Annotated in this window: 12 protein-coding genes; 9 read left to right on the forward strand and 3 right to left on the reverse strand. The window is 67.3% G+C overall.

Going from position 1 to position 15,296, the window contains the following annotated elements; genetic code table 11:
• Positions 1-83 precede the first annotated feature (83 nt).
• Positions 84-1,691, forward strand: a complete 1,608-nt coding sequence (rny, locus tag ACYU7G_RS04630; protein ID WP_461105272.1) for a ribonuclease Y — start codon at positions 84-86, stop codon at positions 1,689-1,691.
• Positions 1,692-1,709: 18 nt separating this feature from the next.
• On the opposite strand, the gene ACYU7G_RS04635 is transcribed toward rny, so the two are convergent.
• Positions 1,710-2,597, reverse strand: a complete 888-nt coding sequence (locus ACYU7G_RS04635) for an aldose 1-epimerase family protein (protein WP_461105274.1) — start codon at positions 2,595-2,597, stop codon at positions 1,710-1,712.
• Positions 2,598-2,656: 59 nt separating this feature from the next.
• On the opposite strand from ACYU7G_RS04635, the gene miaB reads away from it, so the two are divergent.
• On the forward strand, positions 2,657-4,135 hold the full coding sequence (gene miaB / locus ACYU7G_RS04640) for a tRNA (N6-isopentenyl adenosine(37)-C2)-methylthiotransferase MiaB (RefSeq protein ID WP_461105276.1): 1,479 nt from the start codon (positions 2,657-2,659) through the stop codon (positions 4,133-4,135).
• A 95-nt stretch (positions 4,136-4,230) separates the two neighbouring features.
• Here the strand turns inward: miaB and ACYU7G_RS04645 are convergent, their stop codons facing one another.
• Positions 4,231-4,428, reverse strand: coding sequence for an antitoxin (locus tag ACYU7G_RS04645; RefSeq protein WP_461105278.1), 198 nt, complete (start codon positions 4,426-4,428; stop codon positions 4,231-4,233).
• Positions 4,429-4,525: 97 nt separating this feature from the next.
• Here ACYU7G_RS04645 and miaA point away from each other — a divergent pair, with 97 nt between their 5' ends.
• The 4 genes from miaA (at position 4,526) to ACYU7G_RS04665 (ending at position 9,784) form a co-directional block, all read left to right on the forward strand.
• Entirely contained in the window at positions 4,526-5,479 is a 954-nt protein-coding gene (gene miaA, locus ACYU7G_RS04650) for a tRNA (adenosine(37)-N6)-dimethylallyltransferase MiaA (RefSeq protein WP_461105280.1), read from the forward strand.
• The gene (gene dapF, locus ACYU7G_RS04655) at positions 5,479-6,294 is read left to right on the forward strand and encodes a diaminopimelate epimerase (RefSeq protein ID WP_461105282.1); all 816 of its coding nucleotides are present in this window, start codon (positions 5,479-5,481) and stop codon (positions 6,292-6,294) included. The genes miaA and dapF overlap by 1 nt, the downstream gene beginning before the upstream one ends.
• A 72-nt stretch (positions 6,295-6,366) precedes the next feature.
• Complete coding sequence (gene hflX, locus ACYU7G_RS04660; protein ID WP_461105284.1) at positions 6,367-7,794, forward strand: GTPase HflX; 1,428 nt, start codon at positions 6,367-6,369, stop codon at positions 7,792-7,794.
• Complete coding sequence (locus ACYU7G_RS04665; protein ID WP_461105286.1) at positions 7,787-9,784, forward strand: ATP-dependent DNA helicase; 1,998 nt, start codon at positions 7,787-7,789, stop codon at positions 9,782-9,784. The genes hflX and ACYU7G_RS04665 overlap by 8 nt, the downstream gene beginning before the upstream one ends.
• Before the next feature lie 6 nt (positions 9,785-9,790).
• On the opposite strand, the gene lexA is transcribed toward ACYU7G_RS04665, so the two are convergent.
• Positions 9,791-10,561 (reverse strand): transcriptional repressor LexA, encoded by a 771-nt coding sequence (lexA, locus tag ACYU7G_RS04670; protein ID WP_461105288.1) that lies wholly within the window; start codon positions 10,559-10,561, stop codon positions 9,791-9,793.
• 228 nt (positions 10,562-10,789) lie between these two features.
• Here lexA and ACYU7G_RS04675 point away from each other — a divergent pair, with 228 nt between their 5' ends.
• The 3 genes from ACYU7G_RS04675 to ACYU7G_RS04685 all read left to right on the forward strand — a co-directional run bounded on the left by ACYU7G_RS04675 (position 10,790) and on the right by ACYU7G_RS04685 (position 14,730).
• Positions 10,790-11,122 (forward strand): hypothetical protein, encoded by a 333-nt coding sequence (locus ACYU7G_RS04675; protein ID WP_461105290.1) that lies wholly within the window; start codon positions 10,790-10,792, stop codon positions 11,120-11,122.
• A gap of 192 nt (positions 11,123-11,314) precedes the next feature.
• Positions 11,315-11,842, forward strand: a complete 528-nt coding sequence (gene nrdR, locus ACYU7G_RS04680) for a transcriptional regulator NrdR (RefSeq protein WP_461105292.1) — start codon at positions 11,315-11,317, stop codon at positions 11,840-11,842.
• Between the two features lie 38 nt (positions 11,843-11,880).
• Positions 11,881-14,730, forward strand: a complete 2,850-nt coding sequence (locus ACYU7G_RS04685) for a vitamin B12-dependent ribonucleotide reductase (protein WP_461105294.1) — start codon at positions 11,881-11,883, stop codon at positions 14,728-14,730.
• Positions 14,731-15,296: the final 566 nt, after the last annotated feature.

Here is a 15,296-nt window from a genome sequence, read left to right on the forward strand (position 1 = left end):
GACGCAGCGTCCAGCACGTACCTGCTGGACGCCCAGTGGTGCACCCCTGCGGGAGGCATGACCTCGAGGCGGAGGAGTGTGCAATGGAGTGGATTGGCTGGATCATCGCCGGTGTCCTGGCGGTCGTGGTGGTGGGTATGGTCGTCCGCCAGCGCCGTGCGGTCCTGGGGCTGGTCGAGGAGCAGGCCCGGATGGAGAAGCGCTCGCGCTCCGTGGCCGCATCCATCCGTGAGCAGGCCGAGGAGGCCGCCAGCCATCTGCGTGCCGACGCCGAGCGTGCGCTGGAGCACGCGCAGGAACGGGCCAAGGAGGCCATGGCCGACGTCGACCGTCGCCGTGCGGAACTGGAGTCCTCGATCGCCTCCCAGCGCACTGAGCTCCGCGAGATCCGGGCAGCCCAGGAGCGCCAGGAGGCGCGGCTGCACGAGCGCGAGGACCGGGTGGCCGCAGACGCGGAGGGGCTTCAGGTGCGTGCTGAACGGCTCGATGCGCAGCGCCTGCACCTCAAGCAGGCGCGAGCGAAGCTGGAGGCCGAGCAGGAGCAGGTCGCCGGCGAGCTGGAGCGGGTCGCAGGACTGAGCGTCGCGGCTGCGCGCGAGGAGGTGCTGGCAGAGGCGGAACGGCAGGCCAAGTTGGCCGCAACGGGGCTCGCCCGGGACATCGAGCAGCGCGCGCGGCGGGACGCGGACAAGAACGCCCGCAGCATCATCACCACGGCCATCCAGCGGGTCGCATCCGAGCAGACCAGCGAGTCCGTGGTCTCGAGCGTGGACCTGCCCTCAGACGACATGAAGGGCCGCATCATCGGCCGGGAGGGGCGCAACATCCGGGCCTTCGAGCAGATCACCGGAGTCAATGTCCTGATCGACGACACCCCCGAGTCCGTCCTGCTGTCCAGCTTCGACCCGGTGCGCAGGGAGACTGCGCGCCTGACGCTGGTGGACCTCGTCGCGGACGGGCGGATCCACCCGGCCCGGATCGAGGAGGCGTTCGAGAAGAGCCAGCGCAACATGGACGAGCGACTCAACCGGGCGGCGCAGGATGCGCTGAGTGAGGTGGGGATCGTGGACCTGCACGAGGACCTGATCCCCGTGGTGGGGGCGCTGGCGTTCCGCACCTCCTACGGTCAGAACGTGCTGCGCCACCTGGTGGAGAGTGCACACCTCGCCGGGATGATGGCGGCCGAACTGGGCCTGGACATCGCATTCTGCAAGCGCGCCGCCTTCCTGCACGACATCGGCAAGGCGTTGACCCACGAGCAGGAGGGGCCGCACGCCATCGTCGGCGCCGACCTCCTGCGCCGCCACGGCGAACACCCTGACATCGTCCACGCCGTCGAGGCGCACCACAACGAGGTCGAGCCCCACACGGTGGAGGCCATCCTCGTGCAGGCTGCCGACGCCATCTCCGGTTCAAGGCCCGGCGCGCGACGTGAACCGCTGGAGGCCTATGTGGAACGGATGGAACACCTCGAGTCCATCGCCACCAATCACGACGGCGTCGAGCGCGCCTACGCGATGCAGGCGGGCCGGGAGCTCCGGGTCATGGTTGCTCCCGACGTCGTCGACGACGCCGGGTCACAGGCGCTGGCGCGTGACCTCGCGAAGGAGATCGAGAAGAACCTCACCTACCCCGGCCAGATCAAGGTGGTGGTGGTCCGGGAGTCGCGCGCCATGGAGACGGCGCACTGACTCCCGGCACCGGGCGGGTCACAGACCCCGCACACCCCACACCGACGTCGCCGACGAGCCGGGCTCCAGGCGGATCATCCCGTCGTGGGTCGGGCCCTCGTTGAAGGCGTCGGGCCCGCACGTCATGGGCTCGACCGCGATGGCGTGCCGGTCGGGCCGGGTGGTGTAGACCTGCACCCACGGGAGGGTCTCGTCGGCCCACACCTGCAGCGCGTGCTCGGGCCCGTGGAGCTCGACGGCCCAGTGCGCCTCCCGGGGGCCGGTGAAGGCGGTGTCCAGTTCGACGTCTCGCAGCGGACGAGCGGTCCGGAAGTCGAACGCCTCGCTGACGGGAATGATGCCCTTGGGCAGGAGCCGGTCCGGGTCGACGTCGAGTTCGCTGTCGAAGGGCAGCAGCAGGGTCACCTCGGACAGGTCGCCGAACTCGAAGTAGGGGTGCACGCCGTAGCCGTAGGGGAGCGCAACGGCCCCGTCGTTGACCACGTCGACCTGGACCCGGAGGCCGTCTTCGTCGACGCTGTGGGTGATCGTGGCGGTCAGGGTCCCCGACCATCCCCGCTCGGGGAAGAATGTGTGCCGCTGGACCACAGAGGTGGCGTCGTGGGAGACGAGTTCCCAGGCCCGGCCGGCGTTCAGGCCGTGCAGTGCGGTGTTCCGGGGGATCTCGTTGACCGGGAGCTGCTCGACACGACCGTCGAACTCGTAGCTGCCGTCAGCGATCCGGTTCGGCCAGGGCAGCAGTTGCTGGCCCTGGCTGTTCCGGGCCGGTTCGTGCTCCGCGAAGGTCCACAGCAGCTCGCGTCCGTCCACCGTGACGCTGCGCAGCGCGGCGCCCACCTCGGTGATGACGGCGCCGTGGCGGCCGTGACTGATTTCGTACTGTGTGCCGGTGGGCTGAAGAGTCATGACGAGGAGCCTACTGACGGTTTCTCCGCACGGGGAAGCCCGTCTAGAGTTGTCCCACCATGTCGAACACCCGTACCTACAACGTCATCACCTATGGCTGCCAGATGAACGTCCACGATTCCGAACGGATCTCGGGACTGCTGGAGGAGGCCGGACTGAGTCGTGTCGCGGCGACGCCCGAAGCACCCCTGGGTGGCGGAGCCGACGTCGTCGTGTTCAACACCTGCGCCGTACGGGAGAACGCCGACAACCGGCTCTACGGCAACCTCGGACACATGGCCAAGGTGAAGGCCGAGCACCCGGGCATGCAGATCGCCGTCGGGGGTTGCATGGCGCAGAAGGACCGGGACGTGATCCTGCGCAAGGCGCCGTGGGTGGACGTGGTGTTCGGCACCCACAACGTCGGTTCGCTGCCGGTCCTGCTCGAGCGCGCCCGCGTCGAGGAAGAGGCGCAGGTGGAGATCGTGGAGGCGCTCCAGAACTTCCCCAGCAACCTGCCCAGCCGTCGGGAGTCGCCCTACTCCGCATGGGTGTCGGTCAGCGTCGGCTGCAACAACACCTGCACCTTCTGCATCGTGCCGGCCCTGCGCGGCAAGGAGACCGACCGTCGTCCCGGCGACATCCTGGCCGAGGTCGAGATGCTGGTGGCCCAGGGGGTGCAGGAGATCACACTGCTCGGCCAGAACGTGAACGCCTACGGCGTCGAGTTCGGGGACCGGCAGGCGTTCGCGAAGCTCCTGCGCGCCTGTGGAGAGGTGGAGGGGCTGGAGCGGGTCCGGTTCACCTCCCCACACCCCAAGGACTTCACCGACGACGTGATCGCGGCCATGGCGGAGACCCACAACGTGATGCCCCAGCTGCACATGCCACTCCAGTCGGGCTCCGACTCAATCCTCAAGGCCATGCGGCGCTCCTACCGCAGCGAGCGCTACCTCGGCATCATCGACCGGGTTCGCGAAGCGATGCCGCACGCGGCCATCACCACGGACATCATCGTCGGGTTCCCGGGGGAGACGGAGGCCGACTTCGAGCAGACGCTCGAGGTGGTGGCGGCTTCGCGCTTCTCCGCGGCCTTCACCTTCCAGTACTCGAAGCGGCCCGGCACCCCGGCCGCGGACATGCCGAACCAGATTCCGAAGGAAGTCACCCAGACACGCTACGAGCGGCTCGTGGAGCTGGTCAATGACATCGCTTGGGAGGAGAACCGCAAGCTGGAGGGCGCGGAGGTGGAGGTGATGTTCGCACTCGGTGAGGGGCGCAAGGACACCGAGACCAACCGCATGAGCGGTCGGGCCCGCGACAACCGTCTGGTCCATGTCACGGTGAGTGACGACCCGGCCGAGCGCCCGCGCCCCGGGGACGTGGCTTTGGCCACCGTGACGCACGCGGCACCGCACCACCTGAACTCGGACCTGCCGATCCGCGGCCTGCGCCGCACCAGGGGAGGGGACGCCTGGGAGGCCGCCACCTCTCCCGCGCCCGCCCCCTCTGGCGTGGGGTTGGGCATGCCGTCGTTCGGCAAACCGGTCACCGCCTGAGCCGATCCGTTCCGCGAAGAGAGGAGGGGCCGGGAACCACACGGTTCCCGGCCCCTCCTGTTCAGGCCCTCGCGACAGTTGCGAAGACTCCAGACTCAAGCCTGCTGGGGGTTGTCACCCTTGCGAGCGAAGTCGTCGGCCTTGTTCTTGAGGAACTCCTGGCCCTGGTCGACCTTGTCCGCGTACTTGCCACCAGTCTTCTCGTCGATGAAGTCGCCGCCCTTGTCGATGGCGTCGTCGATCTTGTCCGAGTGCTTGGCGACGTGGTCGCCGATGTTGTCAAGCAATCCCATATGACCTCCTAGTGGTTCGGCTGCGTCCATACTGCACCCGGGAGAGGTCACGGGGGAGGAAAAGCAGAAACTGGCTCCACAGGGGTGCAATGGCAGGATGGGGTCTGTGAGCAAGCCAGTCATCGTCCTCGTCGGCCCCACCGCCACCGGAAAGTCGGAACTGGCCGTGGAGATCGCGGTGCGGCTGCGTGGGCTCGGGCAACTCAGCGAAGTGGTCAACACCGACTCCATGCTCGTCTATCGCGGCATGGACATCGGCACCGCGAAGCCATCCCCGGCGGAGCGGCGTGGTGTGGCCCACCACCTGGTGGATGTCCTCGACGTCACGCAGCGGGCCACCGTCGCGGACTTCCAGGTGCGCGCGCGGGCGGCGATCGCAGACATCAGGGCCCGTGACGGGGTGCCGGTGGTGGTGGGCGGCTCGGCGCTCTACACCCGCGCGATCCTCGACGTCTTCGAGTTCCAGGCCTCCGACGAGGGCGTGCGTGCGCGCTGGGAGGCGGAACTGCAAAGGCTGGGCTCGCACGAGCTCCACCGGCGACTGGCCGAGATCGCACCGGAGTCGGCCGCCAAGATCGACCCCGGCAACGGCCGACGCACCGTGCGCGCCCTGGAGGTCAATGAACTCTCGGGTGGCCACAGGGCCTCGCTGCCCGAGTGGACCTATGAGTTGGACGACGTCCACCAGTTCGGCCTCGAGCAGGACCGCGCGATCCTCGACGAGCGCATCAACCGCCGCGTCGAGCGGATGTGGGAGCAGGGCCTCGTCGACGAGGTGAGAGGGCTGCTGGAGGTTGGACTGCGCGAGGGCGTGACGGCCGTGCGCGCCATCGGCTACCGCCAGGTGGTCGACTTCCTCGACGGCCTGACGACGGAGGCCGAGGCGAAGGAACTCGTGAAGAAGGCCACCAGGCGCTTCGTCCGCAAGCAACTCGGCTGGTACCGCCGTGACCCCCGGATCCGTTGGCTCGATGCAGGGGACCCTCGCAACCCCGAGGAGGTGCTCACCGGAGTAGGCTTGCTCAGCAACGACGGCAGTGGAGGGGAGTAATGCGCAGGTTGACATTCCTCAAGGGGCACGCCACGCTGAACGACTTCATCGTCATCGAGGACCAGCACGGCATGCAGGACCTCTCCCCGAGCTTCGTCCAGCAGTTGTGCGATCGCAGGGGCGGGATCGGCGCCGACGGACTCCTCCGGGTGGTGCGCGCCCAGCACGTGAAGGACTGGGAGGGTGACCCGGACCTCTGGTTCATGGACTACCGCAACGCGGACGGCTCGCTGGCCGAGATGTGTGGCAACGGTCTACGGCTGTTCGCCAGGCACCTCATGAACGAACAACTGGTCCCGTCCGGACGGTTCACGGTCGCGACCCGTGCCGGGACCAAGGAGGTCAGGATCGCCAGGGGCGGCCTGATCTCGGTCGACGTGGGACGCCCCCGGATCTCTGGCACGACCGTCACCGTCAGCCACGACGGCGCCGAGTGGCGGGCGACGATGGTGGACGTGGGCAACCCGCACGCCGTCGCCTTCGTGGAGGAGCCGGAACTGGCGGGGCTGGACCTGACGCGGGCACCGAGCTGGGCTCCCGCGGATGCCTTCCCCGAAGGTGCCAATGTCGAGTTCGTCCACGAGCGGGAACCGGGCCGGATCGCCATGCGGGTGCACGAACGCGGCAGTGGCGAGACGATGAGCTGCGGCACTGGCGTGGTGGCCTCGGCCGCGGCCTACCAGCAACGGACCGGGCACTCGGGACAGGTGAGCGTCACGGTCCCTGGCGGGGAACTGACGGTGGACCTGGAGGGGGAGCGGGCTTGGCTCACCGGACCGGCCGTCATGCACATGCGAGGCGAGTACTGGGCCTGAGGCCCGGGTTTTCCACAGACGTCGCCGCACCACTTGGAGGGCCTTGGCCCGCCTGCGACAATGGGACCCACGATGAATCGACCTGATAGCGAACCAACCCCTGAAGCGTTCCTCGAAGACGAGTACGAAGACTTCGACGGGGACCAGGAGGACCTCGCCGCCCGGCACTCGCTGCGGCGCGTCGCCGGCATGCGCACCGAGCTCGAGGACATCAGCGAGGTCGAGTACCGACAACTCCGGCTGGAGCGCGTGGTCCTCGTGAGCGTCTGGACCAGCGGCAGCCAGGCCGACGCGGACAATGCCATGGCCGAGCTGAAGCTGCTGGCGGAGACCGCCGGCTCCGAGGTGCTGGAGGCGCTCGTCCAGCGCCGCAGCAGCCCCGACCCGGCCACCTACATCGGCAAGGGCAAGGTCGAAGAGGTGGCGGAGGTGGTCCACGCCACGGGGGCGGACACCGTGATCTGCGACGGCGAGCTGGATGCCTCACAGCTGCGCAACCTCGAGGACCGCCTGAAGGTGAAGGTGGTTGACCGGACTGCCCTGATCCTGGACATCTTCGCGCAGCACGCGAAGAGCGCCGAGGGCAAGGCCCAGGTGGAGCTGGCGCAACTGCAGTACCTCAAGCAACGCCTCCGTGGCTGGGGTGGGAACCTGTCCCGGCAGGCGGGCGGTCGTGCGGCGGGTGGCGCGGGGATCGGTGGCAGGGGCCCGGGTGAGACGAAGATCGAGACGGACCGTCGCCGCATCTCCCACCGGATCTCCCAGTTGCGCAGGCGCCTCAAGGACATGGAGTTGACGCGTGCGGGCAAGCGGGCGGAGCGACACCGCAACCAGGTGCCGTCGGTGGCCATCGTCGGCTACACCAACGCGGGCAAGTCCTCGCTGCTGAACCGGCTCACGGGGGCGGGAGTGCTGGTGGAGAACGCACTGTTCGCCACCCTCGACCCCACCACCCGGCGCACCCAGACCAGTGACGGACGCGAGTTCACCCTGACGGACACGGTCGGCTTCGTGCGGCACCTGCCTCACGACCTCGTCGAGGCCTTCCGCTCCACGCTGGAGGAATCTGCCCAGGCGGACCTGCTGCTGCATGTCGTGGACGCCTCCGACCCGGACCCGGAGGGCCAGATCACGGCAGTCAGGCAGGTGCTCGCCGAGATCGAGGCGCTGACGGTTCCCGAGCTGATCGTGTTCAACAAGGCGGACCTCGCCGGCAGGACAGACCTGCTCGCCCTGCGCGCCAACCATCCCGAGTCGCTGATCGTCTCAGCGCGGACCGGAGAGGGGATCGAAGAGTTGACGCGAGCCGTCGCCGAGGCGCTCCCGAGGCCCGAGGTGGAGGTGGACGTCGTGGTCCCCTACGAACGGGGCGATCTCGTCGACAGGATCCACCGGACCGGGCGGATCCAGGAACTCTCGCACACCCCGGAAGGCACGCAGGTCCGCGCCTTCGTGCGGCCGGCCCTCGCCGACGAGCTGTCCGAGTTCCCCCATGGGTGATGCCCTGACGGTGAAGGTTCTGCAGGCGGCCGTCTCGGGGATCGAAGGACGCGAACGCACCGGACAGTTGGCGATGGCCGAGGCCGTCGCAGAGAGCCTGACCCTTGGCCGGCACCTGCTCGTGCAGGCGGGCACGGGCACGGGCAAGTCACTCGGATACCTCGCGCCCGCGCTCGCCCACGTCGCCGGTACCGACGAACGAATTGTGATCGCCACGGCCACTCTCGCGCTCCAGGCCCAGCTCGCGAACAAGGACATCCCGGCCGCCCTGGACGCGGTGGAGGAAGTGTCGGGCAAGCGCCCGAAGGCGGCCATCCTGAAGGGGCGCACGAACTATGCCTGCCTCTACAGGGCGAGGTCCGGCGGCGTCTCGGCGCAGGGTTCACTGGTGGGGTCCGAGGACATCCAGGAGGCTGCTCCGGAGCTGGACTCGGTGAGCAAGCTCGGGGTCGAGGTGCTCGCACTGCGGGAGTGGGTCGAGGAGGAGGCCGAGCGGGGCGGGCTGGCGGACCGCGACGATGCGCCCACCCACACCAACGCCGGCTGGCAGCAGGTGTCCATCCCCACCAGGGAGTGCCTCGGCGTGGCGGCGTGCCCGTTCGGGGAGGAGTGCTTCGTGGAGGCCTCCCGGGACAGGGCCCGGGGCGCGCAAGTGGTCGTCACCAACCATGCCCTGCTGGCCATCAACGCCATGCACGGCCGCACGGCACTGCCGGAGCACTCGGCCCTCATCGTCGACGAGGCGCACGAACTGACCTCACGGATCACGACGGCGGCCACCAACGAGCTGACTCCCCTCATCGTCGAGCGCGCCGCCAAGCGTGCCATGACCTGGCTGGACGACGACCTGGCCACGGAGTTCCTTGAGTGCGCGGACACCCTGCGTGAGGCCCTCGACGAGTCGGAGGCCACCCGCATCGAGTCCGCTTCGGCACCGGTCACGTACGCTGCCGCGCAGATCCGCGACGTCAGCCGGCGCGCAGCCAGCGCGCTGTCCGGAAAGCACGATGACCCGGAGCGCACCCAGGCCACTGCTGCCGTCAAGGAGGTCTTCGACATCTCCGCCCGGATCGCAGGACTCGCGGATGCCGACGTCGTGTGGGTCAGTGACTCGGAGTTCCGCGGGCGGGCAGTCTGGGTGGCGCCGCTGAACGTGTCCGGGCTGCTCCGCTCGGAAGTCTTCGGGGAGACCCCGACCGTGCTCACGTCGGCGACGCTGGTGCTCGGCGGCGACTTCTCCTCATTCGCAGGCAGCGTGGGGCTCTCACGCTCCGACGAGGTTTCCGAGGACGCGGACCCCGACACGCTCGAGCCGCTCTCCTGGCGGGGACTCGACGTCGGTTCCCCGTTCGACTACCGCTCCCAGGGGATCCTGTATGCCACCAAGTCCCTCCCGAAACCGGGCAGGGACGGACTCACGCCGGAGGTGCTGGCTGAGATCGCGCAGCTGGTGTGGGCGGCGGGTGGCAGGACCCTCGGGCTGTTCGCGTCCAGGCGCAACGCCGAACAGGCTGCGGCCCACTGTCGGCGGGAGCTGCCCGACTTCAAGATCCTCTGCCAGGGCGACGCGCAACTGTCCGAGCTGCAGCGCGACTTCATCGCGGACCCAGAGACGTGCCTGTTCGGCACCATGTCACTCTGGCAGGGCGTCGACGTGCCGGGCGAGACCTGTCAGCTGGTCATCATCGACAAGATCCCGTTCCCACGTCCCGATGACCCCCTCATGCAGGCACGGAAGAAGGCCGTCGACGAGGCCGGCGGCAACGGTTTCATGAGCGTTGCCGCCACCCATGCGGCACTGCTGTTGGCACAGGGGACAGGGCGTCTGATCCGACGGAGTGAGGACAGGGGAGTGGTCGCGATCCTGGACCCACGCCTGGTCACTGCCAGGTACGGACGCTTCCTGTCGAGTTCCCTGCCGGGATTCTGGCCAACGACGGACCCCGACATCGCCGTGCGTGCGCTTCGGCGGCTGCGGGGCGAGGAGTAGCGGGACTCACACGCGGCGCAGCACCGCCACGACCTTGCCCATGATCCTGGCGTGCGTGCCGTCGATGGGCTCGTAGTTCTCGTTGTGCGGCATCAGCCACACGCGGCCGTCCTTGCGCTTGAGCGTCTTGACGGTTGCCTCGTCGTCGATCAGCGCAGCCACGATGTCGCCGTTGACCGCGTCATCCTGCTGGCGCACGACGACGAAGTCTCCGTCGCAGATCGCGGCATCCACCATCGAGTCACCACTCACCTCGAGCATGAACAGGGTGCCGTCCCCGACGAGCTGCTTGGGCAGGGCGAACATGTCCTCGACCCGCTGTTCGGCGAGGATCGGCCCGCCGGCCGCGATCCGACCGACGAGCGGGGCACTGACCGTGCTTGGCGAATCGTTGTAGCTCTGTTCGGAGGCGAGCTCGGGTGCGGGGGCGGCAGCCTGCTCAGCGTTCGGAATGGTGACCACCAGTGCACGTGGGCGGTTCGGGTCCCTACGGAGGAAGCCCTTCTCCTCGAGCACCTTCAGCTGGTAGGAGACGCTGGAGGTCGAGGCAAGACCGGCCTGCCTGGCGAGTTCCCGGATCGAGGGCGGGTAGCCCATCGTCTCAACTGCTTCCTTGATGACCTGCAGGATTCGACGCTGCCGATGCGTCAGCCCGAATGCGTCAGCCGGGCCGTCGGGGAGGATCGCGATGCCCTCCAGGTCCGCCTCGACCTGGGCTGCGGTGGGGCGGCCGGCCCTGGATGCTCGCTTCGGTGGGTTCTTGCGCTCGTCTGCCATGGCAACCAGCATATCGAACAAATCCGAACACGTGTTCGATCTCGGGTCTGCGTGTCTTCCGGGGTGCATCAGTTGTCAGTGCCCGTTGATCTACTTGCTCTCGTGTCCGACACGCCGATGAAGCCGATTCGAACGATCGTTTGAATCAAGGGCGGATCTGGGGTAGCGTTCATTCGAACAGACGTTCGACATCCCGCGGATGGCGGGTGTCGCCGAGAGGAGAACAAGATGAGCATCGCGGTTGCAGCACCCGGTACCCGTACTGGCGCAAAGCCCGGCCGGCGCCCAGTGGCGCCCGGTGGGCGCCCGCGCGTCGAGCCGCCGCTGGCTCGCCCCGTGGTCGGCCCTCGCCCCGGTCGGGGCCGCAGCGTCGCGGCCTGTCGTGTCGGGCCCCGTCCCCGCGGTCAGTTCCTGCTGGGACTGAAGGTCGCTACAGTGGCTGTCCTGGCCGTCGTCGGCATCGGTGCCTCGGTGGCTGAGTTCGTCAGCTGGGAGTCGCCGAATCCTGCCGTCGAGTACGTCCAGGGTGACCCTGCCTGGGCCCACGTCGAGGGGCGCTGAGCCCCTTCCGGGGAGTCCCGCCGCGACACGCCGGGAAGTGTTGACCGTAGGGGGTCAGGGACCTAGAGTTCACTAGATCTAGTAGTTACGTCGGTGTGTTTACCCAACAACTTGTGTTTTGGGTGGCACACTGAAGATCAAGTGAAACCCCGGCCGCAAGTGCTTCGGCTGGTTGACGAGAGGATCCCGGCCGTGCACTGCCCCTTCTGTCGACACGAGGACACCAAGGTGTCGGACTCGCGTGCGACCGAGGACGGTTCGGCCATCCGTAGGCGTCGCACATGTCCCGTGTGCGAGCGGAAGTTCACGACGGTGGAGCAAGTTCAGCTCACCGTCGTCAAGAGGTCCGGCGTCACGGAACCGTTCAATCGCGAAAAGGTGATCAAGGGCGCCACCAAGGCGTGTCAAGGAAGGCCCGTCACTTCGGCCCAACTCGCTGCCCTGGGGCAGCAGGTGGAGGAGACCCTCCGGTCGAGCGGACAGGCAGAGATTCCGGCGGAGACAGTCGGAGTCGCCATCCTCGGGCCACTCGGTGAACTCGACCCCGTCGCCTACCTGCGATTCGCCAGTGTCTACAAGAACTACCAGTCGGTCGATGACTTCGCGGCCGAGATCGAGGCCATGCGGACGAGGCTCGCCGAGTCCCCGGCCACCCCGGAGGGGCGCAAGTCCTCACGCCGGGGAGCGAAGTCGATGACGCAAGAGCCCCTGATCGGTTGATCCGGTCTTCCAAACCCAGCACAAGTGAGGATCCAGTTATGACCACGACTGCCACGAAGCCTGCTTCCGGCCGTGCACGCAAGTCGAACCCGGGGAAGGCCTCCAAGGGCCTGACCATCGCGCGCGTGTTCACCACGGAGGGCGTCCACCCCTACGACGAGGTCGAGTGGGACCGCCGCGACGTCTCGCAGGTGAACTGGAAGACCGGTGAAGCGGTCTTCGAGCAGAAGGGTGTCGAGTACCCGAGCTTCTGGAGCGTGAACGCCTCCACGATCGTGACCACCAAGTACTTCCGTGGTGCCGTCGGCACGGACAAGCGTGAGAACAGCCTCCGTCAACTGATCGACCGCGTGGTCAAGACCTACACCAAGGCGGGGACCGAGCACGGCTACTTCGCGACGCCGAAGGACGCCGAGATCTTCGAGCACGAGCTCACCTGGATGCTCCTGCACCAGTACTTCTCGTTCAACTCGCCGGTCTGGTTCAACGTGGGCACCCCGTCGCCCCAGCAGGTGTCGGCGTGCTTCATCCTCAGCGTCGACGACTCCATGGACTCCATCCTCAACTGGTACAAGGAGGAGGGTTTCATCTTCAAGGGCGGTTCCGGCGCAGGTCTGAACCTCTCGCGGATCCGTTCGTCCAAGGAACTCCTCAGCTCCGGCGGCACCGCCTCCGGCCCGGTCTCGTTCATGCGTGGTGCGGATGCGTCCGCGGGCACCATCAAGTCCGGCGGGGCCACCCGGCGTGCCGCCAAGATGGTCGTGCTCGACGTGGACCACCCCGACATCGAGGAGTTCGTGGAGACCAAGGCCCGCGAGGAGGACAAGATCCGCGCCCTCCGCGACGCCGGCTTCGACATGGACCTCGGCGGCAAGGACATCACCTCCGTCCAGTACCAGAACGCCAACAACTCGGTCCGTGTGAACGACGAGTTCATGGAGGCCGTCGAGGCGGACGGTCGTTTCGGGCTTCGTTCCCGCAGCGACGGCAGCGTCATCGAGGAGGTCCAGGCCCGGGACCTCTTCAGCAAGATCGCGAAGGCCGCCTGGGAGTGCGCAGACCCCGGCATCCAGTACAACGACACGATCAATGACTGGCACACGAATCCCGTGACCGGCCCGATCACCGCCTCGAACCCGTGCTCCGAGTACATGAGCCTCGACAACTCCTCGTGCAACTTGGCGAGTCTCAACCTGCTCAAGTTCCTCAAGGACGACGACACCTTCGACGCCGAGCTGTTCGTCAAGGCCGTCGAGCTGATCATCACGGCGATGGACATCTCCATCTGCTTCGCCGACTTCCCGACCGAGTCCATCGGCGAGACCACGCGGAACTTCCGCCAGTTGGGCATCGGCTACGCGAACCTCGGTGCCCTCCTGATGGCAATGGGCAAGGGCTACGACACCGAGGGTGGCCGCTCCACCGCTGCTGCCATCACTTCGATCATGACGGGTGCCTCGTACCGCCGCAGTGCAGAGCTCGCCGCGATCGTCGGCCCGTACAACGGGTACGCGGAGAACGCCGAGGCCCACCAGCGTGTGATGCGCAAGCACCAGGCCGCGAACGACTCCCAGAGCGTGATGGCGGCGGATCGTGCACTGCACGCCGTCGCCACCCGTGAGTGGGACAACGTGGTGAAGCTCGGTTCCAAGAACGGCTTCCGCAACGCGCAGGCCTCCGTCCTGGCGCCGACCGGCACCATCGGTTTCATGATGGACTGCGACACCACTGGCATCGAGCCGGACTTCTCCCTGGTGAAGTTCAAGAAGCTCGTCGGTGGCGGCTCCATGCAGATCGTGAACCAGACGATCCCGCGCGCGCTGAAGAAGCTCGGCTACGACGCGGAGCAGGTCGAGGCCATTGTCGAGTTCATCAGCAACAACGGGCACGTGATCGACGCGCCGGGACTCGCCAAGGAGCACTACGAGGTGTTCGACACCGCGATGGGCCAGCGTGCCATCGCGCCGATGGGTCACGTCCGCATGATGGCCGCGGTGCAGCCCTACCTCTCGGGCGCCATCTCGAAGACCGTCAACCTGCCCGAGTCCGCGACGGTCGAGGAGATTGCAGACGTCTACATGCAGGGCTGGAAGCTCGGCCTGAAGGCGCTGGCGGTCTACCGTGACAACTGCAAGGTGGGTCAGCCCCTCTCCGATGGCAAGAAGAAGGCCGAGGAGAAGAAGCAAGAGACCCAGGCACAGCCCGAGGTCCGCATCGAGTACCGCCCGAAGCGCACCCGCCTGCCGAAGTCGCGTGCCAGCCGCACCACGAGCTTCGCCGTGAGCGGGGCCGAGGGCTACATGACCTCGAGCGCCTACGAGGACGGCGGCCTGGGAGAGGTGTTCCTCAAGCTGGGCAAGCAGGGCTCGACCCTGGCCGGCGTGATGGACGCGTTCTCGATCGCGGTCTCGATCGGCCTGCAGTACGGCGTGCCGCTGGAGAGCTTCGTGCAGAAGTTCACCAACCTGAAGTTCGAGCCCGCCGGCATGACCGACGATCCGGACATCCGCATCGCCCAGTCGTTCATGGACTACATCTTCCGCCGTCTGGCGCTGGACTACCTGCCGTTCGACGACCGCGCGGACCTCGGCATCTACTCGGCCTCGGAGCGTGCTCGCTACGTGGAGACCGGTAGCTACGTCTCGGAGGAGGAAGAAGCCGAGATGCCGGAGGCCGAGAGCCTCAAGAACGACGACGGCGACAACTTCCAGGTGGACGGGGCGCGCCAGCCCTCCCTGATCGATGCCCACACCACGGCAGAGCTCATGGAGTCGCTCACCGGCACGGCCGTCGATGCGCCGCTGTGCATGACCTGCGGCACGAAGATGCGTCCCAGTGGCTCCTGCTACGTGTGCGAGGGCTGCGGCTCCACCAGTGGTTGCTCCTGATCCTGATGGGGCGGCGCTGGACGCGCTGAACTGACTGGAGGCCCGGAACCGGAATGGTTCCGGGCCTCTGGCGTGCGTGGGGGAGGGCGCTCCGGGCAGTTGGGGAGCTCAACCGGAACCGACCGCCGGCAGCTCCGCGGCACGCTGGGCCGGGACCCCGAGGAACCCCTTGCCGGAGCCGATTTGCGCACAGCCCGGAAGGGGTCTAGAGTAGTCCGAGTCGCCTCAAGGAGGGGACAAGCCGGAGGCCGGCAGCGGATTTGATCCGAAGCGGCAGATGGAGTAAGGTGTAGAAGCCCCGGGAGGGAACCTCCAAAGGGGTGAGAAACACCGAAACAACAACTCAAAAGGGATCCGAAACGGCCTGGAAACGCCAAGTTGACAAGCCGACGGAGACCTGAGTAAAGTTGATCGAGTTGCCCCAAGCCACAGCAGCGGTAGTTGTGAGGCGCGGGACGCACCCGAAACTTGAGAACTCAACAGCGTGCTTAAAGTCAATGCCAATCACACATAGTGTGGTTATTTATATGCACATTTGCCAGCAGCTTTGGTTGTTGGTGTGCGTT

Source organism: Tessaracoccus terricola, assembly GCF_054776555.1.